The organism is Marinilabiliales bacterium, assembly GCA_007695015.1.
Taxonomy (GTDB): domain Bacteria; phylum Bacteroidota; class Bacteroidia; order Bacteroidales; family PUMT01; genus PXAP01.
In genome coordinates, this window is record REEN01000056.1 from 31,988 (window position 1) to 53,724 (window position 21,737).

A 21,737-nucleotide genomic window follows, 5' to 3' on the forward strand; every position below is an offset into this window, starting at 1 on the left:
AAATGAAGAAACGTGATTTTCTGAAGGCCGGATTGCTTGGAATTGGTGCGCTGATGTTGCCAAAAAAGGCCCGGGCTCTTGAGTTTTACCCTATGCCGTCTGATAAGAAATGGGCCGTATTGTTCGGCACCTGGTGCGGCACTGCGCGTGATGCCGGTGTATGGATATCCGAGGGAATGGATGGCATAGCCCAGGTATACGATGTGCGCGAGAACCCCGACCTGTCGGGTTATGACCATATTGTTATCGGAAGCGCAATCAGGAGTAATGAGGTCTATCCAATGCTCAAAGAGTACCTTGAGAAGAACAGGAGCGTGATCGAAGGGAAGGTACGGGGACTCTTTGCCGTGTGCGGCAATATGATGCAGCCGGTAGAGAAGGAGCAGTATGATGCCTTTATCGGCTACCAGCTATCACCCATGACCGGAGCTTATAATGTTCCTTCACAAGTGTTCCTGGGCAGGATAACCTGGGGACTTATGGAGCCGGAGGTCCGCGAGAGAATGCAACAGATCTCCGGTATGATCGAGTATGACAACCTTAAAAGGCCCGAATGCATGGCCTTCGGCAGGGAGGTGCTTGAAGCTGCCGTTTAGGTTTTGCACAGAGAGGCTCCGGGACAGGCCCGGGGTAATTCCAGGGACGACTGAAGCTGCCGGTTAATTTTTTGCAGGGAGGTTGCGGAGGATGCCGGGGATGATTCTGGATGGACCTGAAACTTCAGGCCAGGTGTTACACACTGGGGGACTATCAGCCTGACCGGAATGCCTCCAGGTATTTTTCGATGTAACTTTGTTTTTGTTTTGACCTGTACTGCATAATAAAGCGCGGGTGCTCAAGCGGAATGAGCTTACCGAAGTACCTTTGTTCCCGGTTTATTCTTTCCAGCGTTTTGTAATTCTTGCCACTGCCAAGGCAGTAAGCCACCTCCGTGTCTATACCCTTGGCGATATGTGCCCCGATCGACCTGAGCATAAAGGGATATACAGCAGCAGCCAGTTCTTTGCTGTCGTAGTAGTTGAAGTTTACCTCTTTGCCTTTATCATTTGTTTTTACGAAACCGAGCGGGCAGGGGGAGTTTATGTAGAAATCTGAATAGAATCTTTCCGGTCCTCCATAGGCATCTATAACCTCGTAAATAAAAACCGAGGAGGGTTCATGCGTGTTCAGGCCCGCTATGGCCAGTTTGCATTTCTCGGCCAGCCGTTTTGTGTCGGTAAAGGGGATTCCAGTAACGCCGGCTCCGTGACGGCCGGGGTTTATGCCCAGTATCAGCCTGCGCTGGCGGTTATCATTGTAAAATTTCCGGTAAAAGAGCGATGAGATTCTCAGGGCTTCGGGATTCTCAGAAAAAGGATTCATTACCCTTATCCCTGCCGGCAGATCCAGTTTGACATCAAGGTTCCTGTTAAATTCGATCACCCTTTCGGCGAAAGTCTCCATAGGTATTATTATCAATTATCCCACAATATTAAATCTTTTTGTAAATTGTGCTAATGATAAACCAGATCAATATGCAAAAAGTAATTCTCCCCGCAATCTTTATTTTCCTGTTTGCAGCCTTTCAACCCGGACCGGCTATTGCCCAGGGCGATACATGGGAACCTTTGCGGTGGCTGCGTACAAGTGCCACACCGGCTTCACCTCAGGGGGAAGCAATGGTATCCAGGGTTGAAGATATAATGGAGGTTTTCAAGAGGGCACAGCCGCTAAATCCGCCGCGGGGACTTGTAATTAGTCCGCGAGCCGAATTTGTTGCAAGTCCGTCCCTTTCCGGTAAAAGGCAGTGGCCGCAGTCTGTTCGCCTCAACCTGATGATGAAGTTTCCCTATTCCACATCAGATGTAACTGCCGGTGTGAGGGTATGGATCAATGAGACGGGGAATCTTCTGGGAGATCCGGTGATGGCCGATGGGTCGGGTGAAATATACCTGCTGCCGCCGTTAATGGAAAGCATCGGGGGGCAGACCCTGTTCAACCGGTGCGCCCATCCTCCTGGTTTTGAGGAGCGCTATCCGGCACCCGGTTTTTTTCCGCTTTGGGATAATAATGTAGAGCCATTTCTGCGCTCGGTGGTACGTCCTACATTCGGATTGCATGAGGCGAGTGCTATTACAGTACTTACCAGGAGCGGCGAGGAATTCTGGAAACCCGTGAGCCAGGAGAGATGGATCAGGGCAATGCTAGCCAGGGCACAGGCGGAGATTGACCTGTTCCGCCAGGGGTATGCTGCAGCGATGGAGCAGGAGGTACCGCAGCAGCAGATAGACCAGATGCGGCAGTATATTAAGCGTATGCGTGACATGTTTGAAGAGCAGGCCGTTGTTGAAAGGCATGAAAAGTTGATGGAACAGGCAAAACAGAGTTATGATATGATGAAGGCCTTTAACCCGGAGGAGGCAGAGAAAATGTATGCCAATGCAGTTGAGGGGGCGGAGGACCGGCTCAGGCAGGAGCTTGAGGCTGCTGCAGGGCAACGTGTTGAACTTGATGAGTGGGAAAGGAAGCTTACGGAAGCGCTGATGACCCAGGGGGAAATACTTGGAAGGGTTGATGCTGCCATTGGGAGTGGGGACTGGGACGGGATCGAGGAACTCGGCAGAGAGCTTGATGTAAATCACCTGGTCTATATTGCCGATGCGGGAAGGGCGGCAGAGGGACTGAAGGCTGAGCTGAACGGACTTACCCCGGCCCAGCGCAGGGCCCAGGCTTACGGTTTTATAGTTCCGCCATGGCCGTCAATGGGCACCTACAGGCATATTATGGCTATGGATTTTGAGGCTGAAAGGTATAGCGGACTGGTCAGTCCTGATTCTGAGGGTGCCAGGGCGCTGGTCTGTATTGACGAGGATTTTTTCGCTGCTGCAGGTGATGAATCTACCATACGCGTTATGTCAGTCGAATGGTGGGAACTTATTGATGCACGCTACCGGTCAGAGGGAGGTATGTTCTATAATGAAAGGCGGGTTACAATGCTAAATGATCTCTGGAGGGGTGTGGACTGGAACGATTTGAGGAGAATGACGGAATAGAATCATGGGGCCATTAAGAAGCAGGTTCATTGCCCACCGGGGAGAATCTAACGATGCCCCTGAGAACACCCTGGCAGCTGTAAACCTTGCCTGGGAGAGGGGAGTGACTGCCGTTGAAGTGGATGTGCATTCTACCGCTGATGGTGAGATTTGTGTTTTTCACGACAAAAAGACAACCAGGACAACTGGAGAGAACCTGGTTATAGGTGAAACCAGCCTGTCACGGTTACAGGAACTGGATGCTGGGGCCTGGAAAGGTGGTGCCTGGAGAGGAGAAAAAATACCGGCCCTGTCACAGGTGTTATCTACAGTGCCTGAAAATGGAAAACTAATCATTGAGATAAAAAGTAACGCAATCTTGCCGGGAAAACTTCAGAGAGAGATAGCCGGCAGCGGATTGCGGAATGATCAGGTTGAGATAATCGCCTTCGATATCAAAACCCTGTACTCTTTCCGTGAAACGATGCCTGATCACCGGATGCTATGGTTGCTGGATCCTCTCTGGTTCTGGCTGTATCTTGCAGGGCCATCATTTCTTGCAAAAAAGATCATTAGACCAGGGTTATGCGGGATAAATATCGGATACAGCCCACTCCTGACCAGAAGGTTGGTTGCGGGGCTTAAATCTGCCGGCCTGCCTGTATATGTGTGGACAGTGAACAACTATAAAACAGCTGCAAAGTTGCTTGATTACGGTGTAGATATGATTGCCTCTGATAAGGCAGGCCTGATGATAAGAAAAATTTTAAAATAGTATAATACCGGAATATAATATGGGAAAAGTAATCCTGGGTATCCACGGCCTCGGGAACAAGCCTGAACAGAACAAACTTGATGAATGGTGGAGGCTCTCAATGGAGGAAGGGCTGAAAAGAGAAGGTTTCAATACCCCGTTACCACGTTTTGAGATCGTTTACTGGGCTGATATAATGCATAAGAAACCTCTCAAAAATTTTTATGATCCTGATGCTCCGTTATATGTAGATGAGGCTTATACCAGGGCACCTGAAAGTTTTATAAATGGTGATTATGCGTTAAGGAAAAAATTGCTCAGAATCGCAGGTAAATACCTCAACAGAATATTCCTTAATGAAGATCTGACACTCAGGTATTCCTTCATACCGAATTATATTGTAAGAAGGTATTTCAGAGATCTTGAAATCTATTACCGGGAGGAGTGCGAAACTGAAGATGCCGGGATCTGCATGATAAAGGAACTTATCAAACTGAGGCTTGTGACAGTACTTGATAAATACAGAAATGATGAAATAATGCTCATAGCTCACTCAATGGGTTCTATAGTTGCTTTTGACGTGCTGAGCTTTGTGTTACCTGAAACCAAAATTGATACATTTATTACAATAGGCTCCCCGCTGGGCCTGCCGCTTGTAATAAGCAAAATTGCCTCACAGTACAAGCCAAATCCGAGGGGAAGGAAAAATATGGTCACCCCTCCCGGTATTTACGGTAACTGGTACAATTTTTCAGATGTTCTCGACAGGGTCACTTTCAATTATAAGCTTGCCCGAAGGTTTAAGCTGAATGATAATGCAGTCAAGCCAAAAGATTATGGCGTGGTTAACGATTACCACAACCAGGATGGGGTACACAACCCCCACAAGTCTTACGGCTATCTTCGCGCAAGGGAGTTTTCAAGGGTGCTTGAAGAATTCATTTTACACTGAAAAGGTGTCTGGATTGCAATTTTTTATGTCCGGTTTGAGGGCTGCCCGATGATATTTTTCAACCCTGACAATTATTTATTCCATAAAGGTGATGTATTTTAGCAGCCGGATTTAAAAAATTGTAATTAATGGACAGACTGATTCCCGTAAAGACTGCTGATGATATTTTACCTGAGTACCTGGATACGCCGGTGCAGACCCTTTTTGAGTATCATAATTTCAGGAAGCCTTTCGGCAGCTATACCGATTCAAAAATGCTGATCGGTATGTGCATGGATAAAAGAATCCACCTGAACCTTCCCGACAGGTTCGCATTTACCATTCGTACGGGCGGAGCCAACCTGAGATACAGTGCATTCAACGTATCATACGCGATTGCCGTGGGAGGTGTCAGGTGCATAGTGCTGATAGGCCATAATGACTGCGGAATGGTCAACCTCTATTCTAAAAAGGATCAGATAGTCGGGGGACTGGTCGAGGGTGCAGGAATGGATCCTGAGCAGTCTGAAGACCATTTCAGGAATTATGCCCCGATGTTTGAGATAGACAGCGAAACTGAGTTCCTGCTGAGCGAAGCTGCAAGGCTTCGTAAGAAATATCCGAAAATCCTTGTGGCCCCGCTTTTCTATATTATTGAGGACAACCAGCTTTATTTCCTGGATGAGGGCTGAGATTACCGTTTTGAATCAACATCTAAATGTTTTAAGTTTGAACTGTATACCGCTATTCATATGCGGAGTATGGATACATGTTGCCTGAGACCAATGAGAAGACAAGAAATATTAACTGTTCCCAATTGTCTTGGATTTTACCGGATCTTTGCGTTCCCTTTTATTTTGTGGTTTGTTCTTTCCGGCAAAGAAACCCTCTTTGCGGTATTCCTGACCATAAACCTTCTGACTGATGTGGCTGACGGTTATATCGCCAGGAGGTACGATATGGTGACAGAGTTCGGGGCACGCCTGGATTCGATTGCTGATAATCTTACATACCTGCTGGCCTTTACCGGGATATACATGTTCAGGCTGGATGATTTCATGCCGCATATTGTCAGCTTCCTGGTGTTCGCAGGTTTGCTCCTTTCGAGTATCCTTCTTTCACTTGCTAAATTCAGGAGGTTTCCCAGTTTACATCTCTATTCATTCAAGATAGGAGGGTACATACAGGGTGCCTTTTTCATTATACTTTTCACGGTGGGTTTTATAACCCCTTTTTACTATCTTATGATAACATGGAGCATTCTTGCAGCAATGGAACATATAACCATTCAGCTGATCATACCTGAAATGAGGTCAGATGCAAAAGGTCTCTACTGGGTATTGAGGGAAAAAGAAGGTGCCCGGTCCGAAGAGGATACTACTGCATAACCCTGTTGGAATATGGTTTTTTATTCACCGTTCGAATATTACTATCTGTGGCTGCCTCTCATAGGGTTTATTGTGGGCATGCTTGCATCTATGATCGGCGGTGGAGGAGGGTTCTTCTTCCCTCCTTTACTGATCGTGCTTTTCAATGTGCCTGCGCATATAGCGGTTGCAACCTCACTGGCTGCAACCCTGCCCATATGCCTTATCGGTGCAGCAGGTCATTACCGGTTGGGTAATATTGATGTGCGTACGGGACTGGTTTTCGGAATTGCAGGTATAATAGGGGCTTTGGCAGGGGCATCTGTTGCGGGATGGCTTTCGCCTGAACAGCTTGGAAAAGCCTTCGGAATATACGCCCTGATATTGGGCGTTGTAATTTTGTTTACAGGTGGCAGGAGAGATGAAAATAAGGGAAGCATCATTGGAGGTCTTTATTCCAGGTTGTTTGGGTTTATACCCAAAGGCTCCTTTTATGGTTTTGCCGGTGGGGTAATAACAGGAACTTTCGGTACAAGTGGAACAGCCCCGGTCCTTGCCGGTCTGTTTGCGATCAAACTTCCTGTAAAGCTTATTGCGGGTACCTCGCTCATGGTTATATTAATGAATACAGTATCGGGATTTGCAGGCCATCTTGTGCTGGGTATGATAGATCTCACCATGGTCTGGTTATTAACGGCAGGAACAATTCTGGGTGCCCTGGCCGGACCGCTTATCACTGCGCGGTTTAACCCGGGCAGGCATGAAAAAACTGTCAGGTGGGTGTTTGCCATTTTCCTCCTGCTGTTTGGGATTATAATGGTAGTGACATGATGATAATCAGGATCTATATAATAATTCTAATCTATTTTATCCTGGGCGGACTGGGTTTTTACTTCATTAACCGACGCAGGGACAAAGAAGAGGCCAGGTATAACCGGGTTAAATACATCACTTATTTTTTTATCATTAATACCATATTCTTTTCAATAGTGGTCAGACCGGTGCTGTTCAATTACCTCGGTATCGTGATACTTGCGGCCGGATTTGGGGAGCTTACCCGGCTGTTTATCAGGTCAGGGTTCAGGAACAGAGGATTCTTTACCGTGTTTCTGGTTATATACCTGATCTTCTGTACGGGTTTCTACAGGTTTTCACTGATGGAGCAGGGACTTGTACTTTTCACCTTCCTGGTAATTTCTATATTTGATGCCTTCAGCCAGATAAGCGGTCAGCTTTTTGGCCGCACAAAGATAATGCCTTCGGTAAGTCCCAGAAAAACAGTGGAGGGTCTTGCCGGGGGGGCGGTAATTGCCGTAGCAAGCTCACTCCTTTTAAGTCCGCTCCTGAACCAGGGATTATCAGGTCCGGGTCCGGTTCTTCTGTCGGCCGGAATTGTATTTTTTGCTTTCCTGGGTGATTTAACAGTATCTTTGTTTAAAAGGCGGTACAAAGTTAAGGATTTCAGTAACCTGCTGCCCGGCCACGGCGGGTTTCTTGACCGGTTCGACAGCTTTATTGCAGGAGGTGCCTTTGTGGCGGCAACAGTTTTGGTAATGGGGTATTGAAAAACCACACGAAATGGTAAATCAGCTTGTTCTGGCGATATTGTTTCTTGCAGCCTTCATTCTTTTGCTGGTATTCAATGAGTTGGTTTACAGGAGACTGGGACTTAAAGGTGAAATTACCCGGAAATTTGCCCATTTTACCGCAACCCTGTCCACTATAACATTCCCTTATTTGTTTGAGGATCATTGGTATGTACTGGGACTTGCAATCTTTTTTTTCATATTGCTGTATGCCAGCCGTAATTCCAGCATTCTGAAGTCAATTCATGATATAAAGAGGATATCTGCCGGCAGCTACCTTCTGCCGGTGTCCATTTACCTTACATTTCTGGTATCATGCCTGATGGGGGACCGTTTCCTGTTCATCCTGCCGATGCTTGTTCTCGCTGTTTGCGACCCTGCTGCTGGTATTATGGGTATAAACCTTGAGCATTACAACCGGAAGATACACCTGTTCGGCCGTGAGTTGCAGAAAACCTGGCTCGGATCCCTTACTTTCCTGGTATCCTGCTTTATAATCAGCATTATGGCTTTATATTTCAGGTATATGGAGTTTGACCTGAAGATCTTCTGGCTGGCTCTTGCAATAGCATTTACCGGCACCCTGGCGGAGCTTCTGAGCTGGAAAGGTACCGACAACCTGTTCATACCCATGGCCGTATTGCTTGTACTTGCCCTGGCTCTTTGAATGGTTCTACCGTACCGTTCAGTTCAGGGGCGGACTGGAAGCTGATTATTAAAGTTGAACAATTACATGCCGTTCCGTGTTTAGTTAAAAGAAAATAAGTTCAATCAAAAAATACAATATCATGAGCAAACATTATGCAAAGGCAACCTGGAAAAACAAACTTGTTGAAGGTAACGGTGTATTTGAGTTGAAAAGCGGTTACCGCGGCAATTACAGTTTCAAATCAAGGTTCGAGGATGACAAATCGATATCCAGTCCGGAAGAGCTGATAGGAGCCGCCCATGCAAGCTGCTTCTCGATGGCCCTGGCCCATGCCCTGGACCAGTCCGGTTTCACTCCCGTGGAGATAAACACTGATGCGGAGGTAACCCTGTCAAAGTCGGGTGACGGCTTTGCGGTAACCGGGATACTGCTGAAGACAAAAGGCCGCGTCAAGGGTATCGACAATGACAGGTTTCTCGAAATTGCCAGTGATGCCAAGGACAACTGCCCGGTATCAAAGGCCCTTGAGGCTGTGAGCATCAGTCTTGAGGCAGAATTGATCCAGGCATGAAGATATAGCAGCTCTCGTTATCATCCCGGAAACCGGAGATTATGCTTAGGGTAACCCAGTGAAAATTACCAGTTTTACAGGAATATTCCTGTTATAGATCATGTACATAAGCTGCCGGTGAATCCAGTACCTGTATGCGGTCGGTATTGTCTTCCTTGATGGTGCTGACCTCCAGCAGCGCATCGACAACATCGTTGGTCAATCCGGCCGGCACGCTGATGGCGCTTCGTATCATGGTGGAGGAGACCTCAGCATCTGTAACTTCAGGCGTTATACGCGATGTGGTGGCGCCTGTGGCACCCACCTCGAGACATGCCTCCCTCAGCTTTTCAATGCGGTCTTCGTCTGATATGATCGATATCTCGCAATTATCCTGGGGCAGAAGTGTACTGCCCTGAGCCTGTCCGGCACCCTCGGCATCCAGTCTTTTGCGCCAGCTCGTGCCGGCTTTGAGCGAGTCTATGGCTGCAATTATCTGCTCCATGCTTGCAGCATACCTCTGTTTGCCTGTTTTGAGCCGTGTATCCAGCAGACCCATACTGACCGGGGTCTGGTAAATGTATCCCCGTCCCGGCCTGTCAAGCCTCGCCTGTTCGATCAGCAGCTTTATGATACTGTCGGAATCCTGTTCGGGCATTACCAGGTGGACAATCTCCTTCTCGGGCGATATGGTTATCCGTATAAGTCCAAGTTGATCCCTTATATCATTTCCGGTGGCGAAGGTAACAAGAGGTACGCATATTCCCAGGTCAAGAGCTATCCTGGCCAGGTTTTCGCCGCTACCGGGCACCGACAGAACACAGATCACATAGGACAGCTTTTTGACGATGTTCTGCGCGGAGTGGTCGTTTGCACCGTTATCAAGTGCGGCAGGGTTTATGTCGAAGGGCTCCTTGCTGAACTCCATGAGGTCCTGCGAGAAGACAGTCCCCCTTCCGGGGATGTGAAGGTCGGTTATCCGGACTATCTTTTCGACAACCTGCCGCGAAGTTTCCCTTGGCACTGTAAACCGGAAAATGTCGACCGGGGAGTTCTGGAGGCTGACAACGTTACCCGGGAGTCCGAATGGCTGCGGTTTGAGGAATTCCCTGACCGTCCTGCCGGGCTCTATATATGCTATCACTCCCAGCTCTCTAAGGAAGCTTGATATTTTGTCCTTGAGGAGGTGGTTAATGATACATGTTATCCTGCTTACCCTGTGAGGTGTGTAGATGCCTTTAGCCATTTGTGTCCTCCATACCTCCCTGGAGGGGGATGACACTTTTGCTTTCTTTTCTTTTGTTTCCTGCATCATCATATATTTTTTTCTGTCTGTTATTTACGTGATAATATGCCTGCTATACCTTTTCAGCGATCAGGTTTTCGCTTATGTCCACTTCGTCGTCGTCATCATCTTCATCGTGCTGGTCGAGGGACTTTTGCTGTTTGGTCTTCATTATCAGTCCGTATGTGAGCACTGTTATGATGGGAAACACCGAGGCCATGGCCAGGATGCCAAATCCGTCGACCACGTTCAGTTCGGCTCCCACGCTGAGACCCATTGCAAGTACCAGGGGTACGGTAACGGGTCCGGTTGTTACGCCACCACTGTCCCATGCTATTGCCGTGAAATCCTCTTCGCTCAGATAGGTGAGGGGCAGGAGCAACAGGTAGGGCGGCACCAGGAGGTACAGCAGCGGGATGTCGAACAATATCCGTGCAAGTCCCAGTAAAATACCTGTCCCCACCCCGATCGACACCACTCTCACTATTTTGGACTGCTTGATGGTGCCGACCGTAAGGTTTTCGACGGTCATGCCCAGCGCGTTGAGGGCCGGCTCGGCCAAGGTTGCCCCGAAACCAAGTCCGAATGCAAACAGCAATACAAGTATGATCCCGAAGACAGTAAGCCGGCTGTCGAACAGGGGGGTACGGGTTATAATGTGTTCATAGGTGCCTGATGACAGATCGAACCGGTTTTCGTGGAACTCTACCGGGGTGATCTGCCCGTTGTCGAGCATATCGAAAAAAGACCTTTTGGTGCCGTCGGTAGTAATGACCGAATAGACTATACCTGGGTCGAAATCGTCGATCATGACCCGGTCTACAAACTTCTCCTCGGTTGCAAAGGCCCTCGGGAGCTGTCCCCCGACTTCGCCGCCCAGCGTTCCCAGTCCCAGTCGTATTCCCGATGTGAGCAGGGTCATTCCGATAAGCGTGAAAACAAGTCCGAGTGCCACCTCATCCTTGTACCTGATCCTTTCGCGGAGCAAAACGAGCACCAGGATAAGCATTATTGAAAGCGGTATAACAGCACGTGCCCCGCCCATCGTCTCCTCCTTAAGCACAGGTCCGAGAGATTCCTGGGAGCCGCGCTGACCCGACAGGTCGGCACCGGCAATAAAGGTGCGTTCAAACTCCGAGGCACGGTCAATGATCCAGTCCGCCAAAGAGACTTCCCCGATAAGGGAAAAACGGAAATCGGGATCTTCTGTAAAAGCTGTCATTGCGTCAAGGTACTCCTTTTCTGAAGGGTAAAATGCCCGGCGACCCGTTTCGGTACCGTGTGTAAATGCATGCGAGGACAGCTCGGCTTCCGAATCAAAAAGGTAGAGCGCCTGCTCCCTCTGGGCGGGCGAGAAAAACCTCTCTTCGGAGGTTATCTCCGGGGCTTTGAAGCTCAGTACGCTGCCAAGAGTGAGGACCGCAAGTATCGGGAAGAGTGAGGCCAGCAGGATGATGCCGAACTCGCCGCTGGACCCTTTACCTTTTGATGAGGCCCGGGAGACACCTATTCCCAGTGCAAGAACAAGCGGTACGGTAACCGCGCCTGTTGTGACTGCTCCTGAGTCCCATGCAAGACCGATGATGGACCTGATGTTGTCGTTGAATGAGACAATTATAGAAAAGGTGAGTACCAATGGCATTATTATATATATAAATGGCTTGATCGAAAGGTTGTAGTAAAACCTGAACATACCCAGGCAAACGGCAATTCCCACACCTGCTCCAATTGACAGTACGAGCTGCTCTGTGTTGCGCTCAAGGAGCATGTACAGCAGCGGCGATTCCCATGCCCGCACTCCTGCACCTGCGGTTCGCAGTGCGCTGATAGCAGGTTCGGCCAGGGTGGAGCCGAAACCGAGCAGCAGTCCGAACAGGGCTATGACATAGATAGTTGTTTTGGTAGGGAGTTTTACCCCCACACGCTCTCCAAGGGGCATCAGCCCCAGCACGAGACCCTCGAGGAAAAACGCCAGGCCGAATACCACCATCGCTATACCGCCGGCAATGCCCAGGGCATTGGCTATCGGCACACCCAGTATAAGTGTCTGAAAAACGACGAGGTAAAAAATGATGAAAGCGACAGCTTTTACCTGCTCGACTATTCTTGTACGCGCATAACCGTATAGCAGTATGACCGCGTCAAGGAGGGGGATCTTTTTTCGTTCAATCATAACCCGATTTTTATGAGATATTTGCGGAAATAAATATAGTAAATATTGAAATGTAAAGCCTGTTTTACTGGCAATACGGCAGTTAACTTATTCACAATTTATCAATAGCTTAGCGTTTGGCTGCATGTTAACTTACTGATGATGTGATTTATGCGTAGCACAATTAAGACAGGCAAACAGCATCGGGCGGTAACCACTACCGGCTCATTGAGGAGAAAATTTACCAACTCATGGAGTAAAAATATCATCATTACCTTCCTGGTTAGGTAAGATTGCATGAAAAAATGTATTTTAGCGCAATTCCGGGTAGCCGGAATTATTTGAAGTTACAGCGGAACAATACAATTAATTTCTCTATGTGGAAAAAATGGAACAACCTCCCATTGTGGGGTAAGATCGTTGCAGGCATGGGGGCCGGACTTGTCTGGGGTATGATGGCTGTTATTTTTGACTGGTCGCAGTTCAATGAGCACTGGATAAAGCCGTTTGGTACGATATTCCTCAACATGCTCAGGCTGATTGCGGTTCCGCTCATTTTCGTATCTCTGGTAAAAGGGATGGCAAGCCTGACCGATATAGGCAAGCTTTCGCGAATCGGGCTGAAGACTCTTGGCTTCTTTATGGCGTCAACGGTGGTGGCAATTACAGTGGGACTTCTGATAGTAAACGTAATGAAACCCGGACATGCCTTTCCCGATTCCCGGCGGGCCGAGATGCAGGAGCAGTATGCTGCATCGGTCGGTGCGACCGAGGCGGTTGCCGAACAGGTAAGGACAGGGGGACCCCTGGACTTCCTGGTCGAGATAGTGCCCGAAAATATTGTGAATGCAGCAAGCGATAACCGGAACATTCTGCAGATCATATTCTTTGCAATACTGTTCGGGCTGGCCGTGGCCCTGATCCCCCATGAGAAGGTAAAGGCGGTTAAGGATGTTTTCGACGGACTGAATGATATTGTACTTAAGATAGTTGACCTGGTGATGAAAATTGCCCCCCTGGGGGTTTTTGCCCTTCTGGGCACCCTTGTAGTCGAGTTCACCGGCGATGACATAGCCGAGTCACTCGATCTGTTCGCCTCGCTGGGTCTCTATATAGTGGCTACCGTAACCGGGTACCTTGTTATAATATTCATTGTTTATCCTCTGGTCATAAGGCTTACAACCCCTGTGCGCTACAAGGATTTCTACAAGGCCATCAGTCCCGCCCAGATGATCGCCTTTTCAACCAGCTCGAGTGCAGCTTCGCTGCCAATATCCATGGAGGTTGTAGAACGGGACCTTGGTGTTTCAAAGACAATATCGAGTTTTGTATTGCCTATAGGGACAACCATAAACATGGACGGAACCAGCCTTTACCAGGCTGTGGGTGCGGTATTTATTGCCCAGGCATTCGGCTTTGACCTTACCATGGCACAACAGCTTACCATAGTTCTTACTGCAACCCTGGCTTCGATAGGCACCCCGGGTGTACCGGGAGGCGGGGTGGTGATGCTGGTCATTATTCTTACTTCGGTCGGGCTTCCTGCCGAGGGTCTTGCAATGGTGCTCGCCCTTGACAGGCCTCTTGACATGCTGCGCACGGTGGTAAATGTGACGGGCAACTGTGCCGCATCAACTATAATTGCCAAAAGCGAGAATGAACTGAGCTACCCGCCGGTGAGGGAGTCTGATGCCTGATCGTTGCGGTGCATTTTATACCGGATTTTACGCGCATTATGGTTCGTTCACCAATCCAGGAACGGACGAGACGATTGATTTAAAGTTTCACATACCGCTCATTATCTCGTGTAAAATCGTTATTTTTATGCACCTTATAGGCTGAAGCGTATTGTAATGCAAGTCGGATATGAGTTACCTCTCTTCATTATCGGATTCATGGAGCACGTTCTTTTTCGTTCTGAACGTGATCTACCTTACTACAGCCATTCTTGTGGCCATTTCGGTAATACTGGATAACCGAAATCCTACCAAGACAATTTCATGGGTGGTGGTTCTCTTTGTCTTGCCGGTACTCGGACTAATCTTCTATTTTATGGTGGGCAAGAACTACCGGAAAGAGAAGATTTTTTCAAGGAAGGGATTGAAGGATTTCGAGAGGATACGTAACCTGAGCGACAATCAGATCATCGAGCTGCAGGAACAGGATTATATCGAAAATGAAAAGGTGCGGGAAAAGCTGCCGATCATCAACCTTCTGCTTCGTAACAGCAAGGCTCTGCTTACCACCCGAAACCGTGTGGAGATTTTGAACAACGGCGATCAGACTTTCGCCTCGATCATATCTGAGCTTAAGAAGGCAAAGGACCATATCCACCTGGAATATTACATAATTGACGATGACGGAATAGGTAATGAGATAAGGGAGCTGCTGATTGCCAAGTCGGTCGAAGGTGTAAAAGTACGTATCATATATGATGATGTGGGGTGCTGGAAACTGGGGAAGAAATTCCTTGGGAGCCTGAAAAATGCCGGAGTTGAACTTTACCCCTTTATGCCCGTGCGTTTTCCGTTCCTTGCAAACCGGATCAACTACCGCAACCACAGGAAGATCATAGTTATTGACGGGAATATTGGGTTTGTAGGGGGGATAAATATAGCAGACAGGTACATAGTGGGCAGTGAAGATATCCCATTCTGGAGGGATACCCACATGAAGATAGAGGGAGAGGCTGTGAACTCCCTGCAGGTGGTATTCCTGATCGACTGGTATTTTGTTTCGGGAAAAATAGTGAGCAACCGTTCCTATTTCCCCAAATCCCGGATCAGAAACAGGCAGCTTGTGCAGATAACAGCGAGCGGACCGGACTCGGACTGGGCAAGCATAATGCAGGCGTACTTCAGCGCCATAAGCACTGCCAGGCATTATATCTATATAACCGTACCCTATTTCATTCCCAATGAGAGCATACTGACAGCACTCAAGACTGCTGCACTCAGTGGTATTGATGTCAGGATAATTATTCCGGGCAGATCAGATTCCGTTCTGGCCTATAACGGTACGATGTCATACGTGGAGGAGCTGCTGGAGGCGGGGATCAGGGTTTTTGCCTACCAGAAAGGATTTGTGCACAGCAAGCTGATAATGGTTGACGATGTGTTTGCATCGGTAGGAACTGCAAATATGGATATCAGGAGTTTTGACGATAATTTTGAAATAAACGCACTGGTATATGATGAGGGACTCTGCAATGAGCTGAAGGAGTCTTTTCTGAGTGATATCGGTAACTGCACTGAGATTGAGCTGGGAATTCATGCCAGACGGGGGTTCCGGAAGAGGTTCGTCGAGTCTTTTGCCCGGATCTTCAGTCCCCTGCTTTGATAAAGGTTATTTGTCATCCGCTGATAATCAGTGCCTGGCAATACAACATTATCCAGGTTTGTTATTTTTACTAAATTTAAACCAAATAAGCATGCTTTCTTTTTATCTATCCGTTTATCTTTGACATTTAAAATCTAAATAAGATGAAACAGTTTGTACGAAGATCCATTATTATTCAGGCAGTTTTGCTTTCCGGTCTTTTCATGCAGAATGCATATTCACAGCTTGACCAGATGGGAAGACTCCTCACAGGAGGTGTAAGTGATGCCGAAAAGCTTGCAGAGGCTTACCTGTCACCCTTTACAAATGCGTTCGGGGCAACGCTTAACGCTGGCTGGTACAACACTGCCAGGCCTCACAGGTTTCCGGGCTTTGACCTTACCCTGTCAGTTAATGTTGCATTAATACCCGATCAGGCCAAGTCCTTCGCTCCGGGTGAGCTCGGACTTAGTCACAATACCTATGTTACCGGTTCTCAGGTTACGCCTACAATTGCTGGTGAAAAAGGTATGCAGCCATCTGCCCTGAGATTTACTGAAACAGTTTCAGGCGACGAGGTTACCCTGGCCGAGATCAACCTGCCTCAGGGTACCGGCCTGGGTTTTGTTCCGGCTCCGACACTTCAGCTCGGTATCGGCCTGCCATTTGGTACTGACATAATTGGAAGGTATATACCTGAAGTGGGACTTGGTGATATTGGCAGCCTGGGGCTTTGGGGTATCGGAGTGAAGCACAGCCTTAAACAGTGGATACCGGTTGTGCAGCGTTTACCGGTTGTCAATCTTTCGGTTATGGCGGGCTATACAAAATTCTACACAGGAGCTCCCCTCGATTTCAGTCCCGCCGATATCGGGGCGATTGACAATACTTCCATGGCTGTGGATTTCTCCGGTCAGAATCTTGATTTCGGGGTGGGAAGCTTCACTGCAAATGTCATTGCCTCGGCCGATATTCCTTTTATAACAGGGTATCTCGGACTCGGCATAAATTCCACCAACACCACCCTTAAGATGACCGGCTGGTACCCGGTGCCTGCGGTTAACCCTGATAACATGCAGGTTGAGGTGACAGATGCCTCGGCACTGAAGGATCCTGTTGACTTTAAGCTGAAGGGCGATACTGGTGGAATACAGCCACGGCTTACCGCAGGCTTCAAAGTCAAGCTGGCGGTAGTCCATATCCATTTTGACTACACGTATGCCAATTACTCGGTGGTTACCGGGGGCATCGGTATAAGCGTAAGGTAATTATCATGCACGGCTTGTAATATTCCGGTGAACGGGCCGGAACACGATCCTGACTGCAGTACTCCGGCCGGATTGCCGGAGACTCTGCCGGCAGGAGTTCAGCATAACTGGCCAGTGCCGCCAGGACTTTAACAAAGGATGGTCGCAGGTTTATTCAGATATGATAGATAAGATAGACAAAGATGTCCTTCCTGAAGAGGTGAAGACCGGTATACTCAACAGGTACAGGGGACTGCTGAGAGCTTGCAGGAAATGTGTGACCCGGGCAGATACTGTAAAGATCAGGAAGGCTTTCAATTCCGCACTTGTTGCACATCTTCAGAAAAAGCGGGACTCGGGCGATCCGTATATTTACCATCCAATTGCAGTAGCCCGTATCGCCGTTGAGGAGATAGGGCTTGGATCTACTTCGGTCATATCTGCACTTCTGCATGAAACGGTAAGAGAAGGAGTTAACAGTCTCCAGGATATTGAAAAGGACTTTGGCAAACCCGTGAGGAACATTGTTGAGGGCCTTACCAAATTGTCGGAAATATCAGGGATGAAAACCTCCCTGCAGGCTGAAAATTTCAGGAAGCTGCTGCTTACGATGTCGACCGATGTGAGGGTTATCCTGCTTAAACTGGCTGACAGGCTCGAGAATATGCGGAACCTGGAGTACTCATCAGCCGAAAGGCAACTTAAAACGGCGTCGGAAACATTCTATCTCTATGCTCCGCTTGCACACCGCCTGGGCCTATACAATATCAAGTCGGAGATGGAGGACCTGTCGATGAAATACACCAATCCTGATATATACCTTGATATAGACAGGAAGCTGAGGAATACAACAACCGCAAGGAACAGGTTTATAAGAGAGTTTACAGAACCTATAAAGCAGGAACTTGCAAGTCAGGGGTTCAGTTTCGAGATAAAGGGGCGGACCAAGTCTGTCTATTCCATCTGGAACAAGATGAAGAGGCAGCAGGCTGAGTTCAGCGAGGTGTACGATATTTTTGCCATCAGGATCATTATTGATACAGAACTGAAAAAAGAGAAGGCTGATTGCTGGAGGGTATATTCTGTGGTGACGGATTTTTATCAGCCCAATACAAACAGGATGAGGGACTGGATCTCAGTGCCCAAGTCAAATGGCTATGAATCGCTGCATACCACAGTTGTCGGTCCCGGAGGAAAATTCGTAGAGGTACAGATACGTACACGCCGGATGGATGAGATCGCGGAGAAAGGTCTTGCCGCACACTGGAAATACAAGGGAGAGGGGATTGACAGGGGCCTGGGAGAATGGCTCACACACATAAGGGAGGTTTTGGAAAATCCGGAGCCGAGTGCACTCGAATTTGTCGATAACTTCAAGCTTAACCTTTACAGTGAAGAGGTATTCGTATTTACCCCCAATGGCGACCTGAAGCGTTTTCCTGCCGGGGCCACCGTGCTTGATTTTGCATTTGAGATTCACAGCGATGTGGGCAGTACCTGTGTAGGAGCAAAGGTGAACGGGAAAAATGTACCCATAAAACAGGTGCTGCAGAACGGCGACCAGATCTCGATTCTCACATCCAAAAACCAGAGGCCAAAGATAGACTGGCTGAACTGGGTGGTGACGGCAAAGGCGCGGACAAAGATCAAGAATAGCATAAAGGAGGAGAGGCAGGTGGAATCTGACGCCGGCAAGGAGTTGCTGAGCCGCCGGCTGAAGAACTGGAAGATCGGGTTTCCTGACAGGATAAAAACCAGGGTGCTGAAGCATTACAAGGTGAAGACATCATTTGACTTCTTTTACCTGATTGGTTCCGGGCGCATTGATCCTGCTGATGTCAAGGAGTTGATCATCAGGCTTGAACAAAAGGAGAGGGAGCAGGCGGCAGGACACCCGGATGAGTCCGCCGAACAGGAGTTGCCTGCAGACGGTGTCCAGGTTGAGAGGCAGGCCGATATACTAATTATAGATGAAAGCCTCAACAACGTAGACTATAAACTTGCCCGTTGCTGCAACCCTGTATTTGGCGATCAGGTTTTCGGGTTTGTAAGCGTTAGCGACGGGATCAAGATACACCGGATAAGCTGTCCCAATGCCCCCTCAATGCTGAGCCGGTACGATTACAGGGTGGTAAAGGCACGGTGGACAAGCTCACCCGACACCTCCAGTTTCCAGGTGATGATAAGGCTTAGCGGAATAGACGAGGTTGGCATAGTGAACAGGATTTCTGATGTTGTGTCAAAGGACCTTAAAATGACTCTGCGTTCAATAAGCATTGACTCTAACGATGGTATGTTTGACGGCGTGATAAGGGTTATAGTGAAAAATAAATACCAGCTCGACCTGCTGTTGCACAAGCTTTCCGGGATTAAAGCCGTGAACAGGGCCTCAAGGCTGGACAGATAGACCGGAGAAAGGTGTTTTAATAATATTTGTTTTGCAGTTACGTTATCTTTACAGTAATTTTATGGCAGGTAATATAAAGTCATTATGAGAACTTCACGCTTCATTAATCTGGTAATTGCTCTCTGGCTGATCTCTGTGGCGGCCGTTTCCCAGGGTTTGTTCAGCACCGGGAATGCCAGGGGTGCAGGACTTATTTCGGGCAACCTGCCTGAAAACAGCCGTTTCGGAATGGAAATGGGTACATCATTCACCTCATTTTCAGGTGGTGGGGGGATGACCGGCAGTTACATAGCCCCGCTGTTCGAGTATGACCTGAATCCCTCTTTTACAATTATAACAGGCGGTACTATTGCCTTTAACCGTTACAGCGACATGCAGCAGCCACTTGTTATGAACAACAATATGCCGCATGTTCAGCAGCAGGGGCCTGCTGACTATTCACTGTTCATGTCGGGAAGGTACATGGTTAACGAAAACCTGGCTGTTACAGGTACTGTTTTCAGGGAAGAGGGCCAGCTTCCGCTCCTGATGATGATGAATCCGGCACTGGGAGGCTACGGCAGCCAGGGGATGATGATGAACCCGGCGTTGGGAGAATACAGAAGCCATGGGATGGTTATGGGCCTGGAATACAAAATTACCGAGAACCTGCGGTTTGGTGCAGAGGTCGGAATGAACAGGACGAACAACCCTTACCATCTGTGGGCGCCATACTCAGATCCTTTCGGTAACAGGAGACATAACCGTACCAGAAATATGTTCTCACCCTTCTGAACCCGCCATAACACCTTATGTATGATATAATAGGTGATGTTCACGGAAATGCGGAAGCTCTTAAGAAGCTTCTGAATAAACTGGGGTATTCCAAAAAATCCGGTTATTACTGTCACCCACATCGCAAAGCGGTTTTTACAGGCGATTTTGTCAACCGGGGCGGTAAAGTACGCCAGACCTTGAAGATAGTCAAGAGGATGACCGAGAACAGGGCAGCCTTTGCAGTGATGGGGAACCACGAGTACAACCTTATCTGCTATCATACCAAATCGACCGGCAGGGGATACCTCCGCAGGCACAATTCGGCGTCGCGGACTCTTTTTTCTCCTACCCACAAGGCTTTTTCCAATTACCGGCAGGAGTGGGAGGAATACCTTGACTGGATGAAGCAGTTACCGCTGTTCCTTGAGTTCGAACATTTCAGGGTGGTCCATGCCTGCTGGGACAAGCGTGTTATAAAGTTTGTAAGGAGAAACCTTCCGGGGAACCGGATGACCGAATCTTTCCTGCACAATTCTGCCCGGGAAGGCACCATAGAGCAAAATGTGGCAGAGGTCCTGTTGTCGGGTGTGGAGATACCTGCAGGAAGTCTGACAACCGTGATAAACCAGACGGGAAAACCGGCAGAAAGCTTACGGATAAAATGGTGGATGGAGCCCAAAAAATACAGGCTGGCAGAGGTCGCCCTGGGTGATTACCAGATCCGGCCTAACCGGTTTATAAACGGGCGAGAAGAAAAAGCATTTATACCCTACCATGAGAACAGGAGGCCGCTTTTTATAGGGCATTACTGCCTCCGCGAGGAACCGGGAATCCAATCGCCCAATATCTGCTGCGTAGATTACTGCTGTTACAGGAAGGGCAGGCTTGCAGCATACCGGTTTGACGGCGAACTCAGTCTAAAAACCGAAAAGCTTGTTGCAGTATGATCTTTATTGTGGAGGGGCACAGCGGCAGTTTTTCGGTAAATGCTATGGCCAAAGGCTTTAACAGACCGCATGTTTAAACCAGGCTTATGACATCAGCGGCAATGTTCCCTGAGCAGTTCTTCTGCCGGATAGTACCCCAGCTCCATGGCCGTGCCCAGATCATTGCAGGCGCCGACCATATATCTGACCTGGAGATGTGCTATACCTCTGCCGTACCATGCAATGGCATTTTCAGGCTCCAGCTCGGTCACCCGGCCATAATCGTCTATCGCCCCGTAGTAGTCTCCTGTATTATATCTTGAAGCGGCCCTGTTGAGGTAGGCCGGCGCGTACTTTTCGTTGACCTCAATTGACCTGGTGAAGTCCTGGATAGCCCCCGGATCATCACCCGTCATGGCCCTTGATATACCCCTGTTGTTAAATGCGATACCCAGTCGTGGATTTGTCTCCAGGGCCATTGTGAATGCCTCTATTGCACCCTGGTAGTCTCCGAATTCGTGCCTGATGTTGCCAACTTCAAGAAATATCCTGTCGGTCTGCCCTGATAAATTCAGGGGAAGGGTGAGGAAAATTAACAGCACAACCTTGTTTATGATACTGACAGGATGCATTGTCATCAAGTTTGATTTGGCGGACTGGCCGGATTAAGGCCCGGATGTAAAAATAATTCTTTTTTGTGAAAGGTTTGCTATATTTAGCACCTGACTCTTCCGGTGGTCATTGTCAGATTATGCCGGTTCCCGGTGCCCCGGATGGTGTATTGCGTGAGGAGATCAC

20 protein-coding genes are annotated in these 21,737 nt (G+C 48.5%); 16 read left to right on the plus strand and 4 right to left on the minus strand.

From position 1 onward, the window contains the following. Positions 1–2 precede the first annotated feature (2 nt). The gene (locus EA408_06860; protein ID TVR72413.1) at positions 3–596 is read left to right on the plus strand and encodes a hypothetical protein; all 594 of its coding nucleotides are present in this window, start codon (positions 3–5) and stop codon (positions 594–596) included. A 154-nt stretch (positions 597–750) separates the two neighbouring features. On the opposite strand, the gene EA408_06865 is transcribed toward EA408_06860, so the two are convergent. Then, positions 751–1,443 carry an SMUG2 DNA glycosylase family protein gene (locus EA408_06865; GenBank protein ID TVR72414.1) on the minus strand — a complete coding sequence of 231 codons (693 nt, stop codon included), beginning with the start codon at positions 1,441–1,443 and terminating at the stop codon, positions 751–753. A 53-nt stretch (positions 1,444–1,496) separates the two neighbouring features. Between EA408_06865 and EA408_06870 the strand changes: the two genes are divergently transcribed. The 9 genes from EA408_06870 to EA408_06910 all read left to right on the plus strand — a co-directional run bounded on the left by EA408_06870 (position 1,497) and on the right by EA408_06910 (position 8,869). Then, positions 1,497–3,032 carry a hypothetical protein gene (locus EA408_06870; GenBank protein TVR72415.1) on the plus strand — a complete coding sequence of 512 codons (1,536 nt, stop codon included), beginning with the start codon at positions 1,497–1,499 and terminating at the stop codon, positions 3,030–3,032. 4 nt (positions 3,033–3,036) lie between these two features. Further along, positions 3,037–3,786, plus strand: coding sequence for a hypothetical protein (locus tag EA408_06875; GenBank protein TVR72416.1), 750 nt, complete (start codon positions 3,037–3,039; stop codon positions 3,784–3,786). A 19-nt stretch (positions 3,787–3,805) separates the two neighbouring features. Beyond that, positions 3,806–4,717 carry a hypothetical protein gene (locus tag EA408_06880; protein ID TVR72417.1) on the plus strand — a complete coding sequence of 304 codons (912 nt, stop codon included), beginning with the start codon at positions 3,806–3,808 and terminating at the stop codon, positions 4,715–4,717. 128 nt (positions 4,718–4,845) lie between these two features. Next, positions 4,846–5,388, plus strand: coding sequence for a carbonic anhydrase (locus EA408_06885; protein ID TVR72418.1), 543 nt, complete (start codon positions 4,846–4,848; stop codon positions 5,386–5,388). A gap of 93 nt (positions 5,389–5,481) precedes the next feature. Further along, positions 5,482–6,084: a CDP-alcohol phosphatidyltransferase family protein gene (locus tag EA408_06890; GenBank protein TVR72419.1), complete on the plus strand. Its 603-nt coding sequence runs from the start codon at positions 5,482–5,484 to the stop codon at positions 6,082–6,084. Between the two features lie 12 nt (positions 6,085–6,096). After that, a complete protein-coding gene (locus EA408_06895) occupies positions 6,097–6,894 on the plus strand; it encodes a sulfite exporter TauE/SafE family protein (GenBank protein TVR72420.1) in 798 nt (265 codons plus the stop codon). Continuing rightward, the gene (locus tag EA408_06900) at positions 6,894–7,628 is read left to right on the plus strand and encodes a phosphatidate cytidylyltransferase (protein TVR72439.1); all 735 of its coding nucleotides are present in this window, start codon (positions 6,894–6,896) and stop codon (positions 7,626–7,628) included. The genes EA408_06895 and EA408_06900 overlap by 1 nt, the downstream gene beginning before the upstream one ends. Before the next feature lie 13 nt (positions 7,629–7,641). After that, positions 7,642–8,316, plus strand: coding sequence for a phosphatidate cytidylyltransferase (locus EA408_06905; GenBank protein ID TVR72421.1), 675 nt, complete (start codon positions 7,642–7,644; stop codon positions 8,314–8,316). A 121-nt stretch (positions 8,317–8,437) separates the two neighbouring features. Beyond that, positions 8,438–8,869, plus strand: coding sequence for an OsmC family peroxiredoxin (locus EA408_06910; protein ID TVR72422.1), 432 nt, complete (start codon positions 8,438–8,440; stop codon positions 8,867–8,869). Positions 8,870–8,960: 91 nt separating this feature from the next. Here EA408_06910 and EA408_06915 read toward each other — a convergent pair whose 3' ends face one another. Together EA408_06915 and EA408_06920 are read right to left on the minus strand one after the other, a co-directional pair. Beyond that, entirely contained in the window at positions 8,961–10,166 is a 1,206-nt protein-coding gene (locus tag EA408_06915; GenBank protein TVR72423.1) for a hypothetical protein, read from the minus strand. A gap of 40 nt (positions 10,167–10,206) precedes the next feature. After that, on the minus strand, positions 10,207–12,306 hold the full coding sequence (locus EA408_06920) for a DUF1538 domain-containing protein (GenBank protein TVR72424.1): 2,100 nt from the start codon (positions 12,304–12,306) through the stop codon (positions 10,207–10,209). Between the two features lie 356 nt (positions 12,307–12,662). On the opposite strand from EA408_06920, the gene EA408_06925 reads away from it, so the two are divergent. The 6 genes from EA408_06925 (at position 12,663) to EA408_06950 (ending at position 20,960) form a co-directional block, all read left to right on the plus strand. Continuing rightward, complete coding sequence (locus tag EA408_06925) at positions 12,663–13,982, plus strand: dicarboxylate/amino acid:cation symporter (GenBank protein ID TVR72425.1); 1,320 nt, start codon at positions 12,663–12,665, stop codon at positions 13,980–13,982. Positions 13,983–14,151: 169 nt separating this feature from the next. Continuing rightward, positions 14,152–15,624, plus strand: coding sequence for a cardiolipin synthase (gene cls, locus EA408_06930; GenBank protein TVR72426.1), 1,473 nt, complete (start codon positions 14,152–14,154; stop codon positions 15,622–15,624). Positions 15,625–15,767: 143 nt separating this feature from the next. Then, positions 15,768–16,871: a hypothetical protein gene (locus EA408_06935; GenBank protein ID TVR72427.1), complete on the plus strand. Its 1,104-nt coding sequence runs from the start codon at positions 15,768–15,770 to the stop codon at positions 16,869–16,871. A 160-nt stretch (positions 16,872–17,031) separates the two neighbouring features. Next, entirely contained in the window at positions 17,032–19,257 is a 2,226-nt protein-coding gene (locus EA408_06940) for a bifunctional (p)ppGpp synthetase/guanosine-3',5'-bis(diphosphate) 3'-pyrophosphohydrolase (protein ID TVR72428.1), read from the plus strand. Positions 19,258–19,341: 84 nt separating this feature from the next. Further along, positions 19,342–20,031 (plus strand): hypothetical protein, encoded by a 690-nt coding sequence (locus EA408_06945; GenBank protein ID TVR72429.1) that lies wholly within the window; start codon positions 19,342–19,344, stop codon positions 20,029–20,031. Positions 20,032–20,048: 17 nt separating this feature from the next. Next, positions 20,049–20,960 (plus strand): phosphoesterase, encoded by a 912-nt coding sequence (locus EA408_06950; GenBank protein TVR72430.1) that lies wholly within the window; start codon positions 20,049–20,051, stop codon positions 20,958–20,960. A 92-nt stretch (positions 20,961–21,052) separates the two neighbouring features. Here EA408_06950 and EA408_06955 read toward each other — a convergent pair whose 3' ends face one another. Further along, on the minus strand, positions 21,053–21,577 hold the full coding sequence (locus EA408_06955) for a tetratricopeptide repeat protein (GenBank protein ID TVR72431.1): 525 nt from the start codon (positions 21,575–21,577) through the stop codon (positions 21,053–21,055). Between the last annotated feature and the right edge of the window lie 160 nt (positions 21,578–21,737).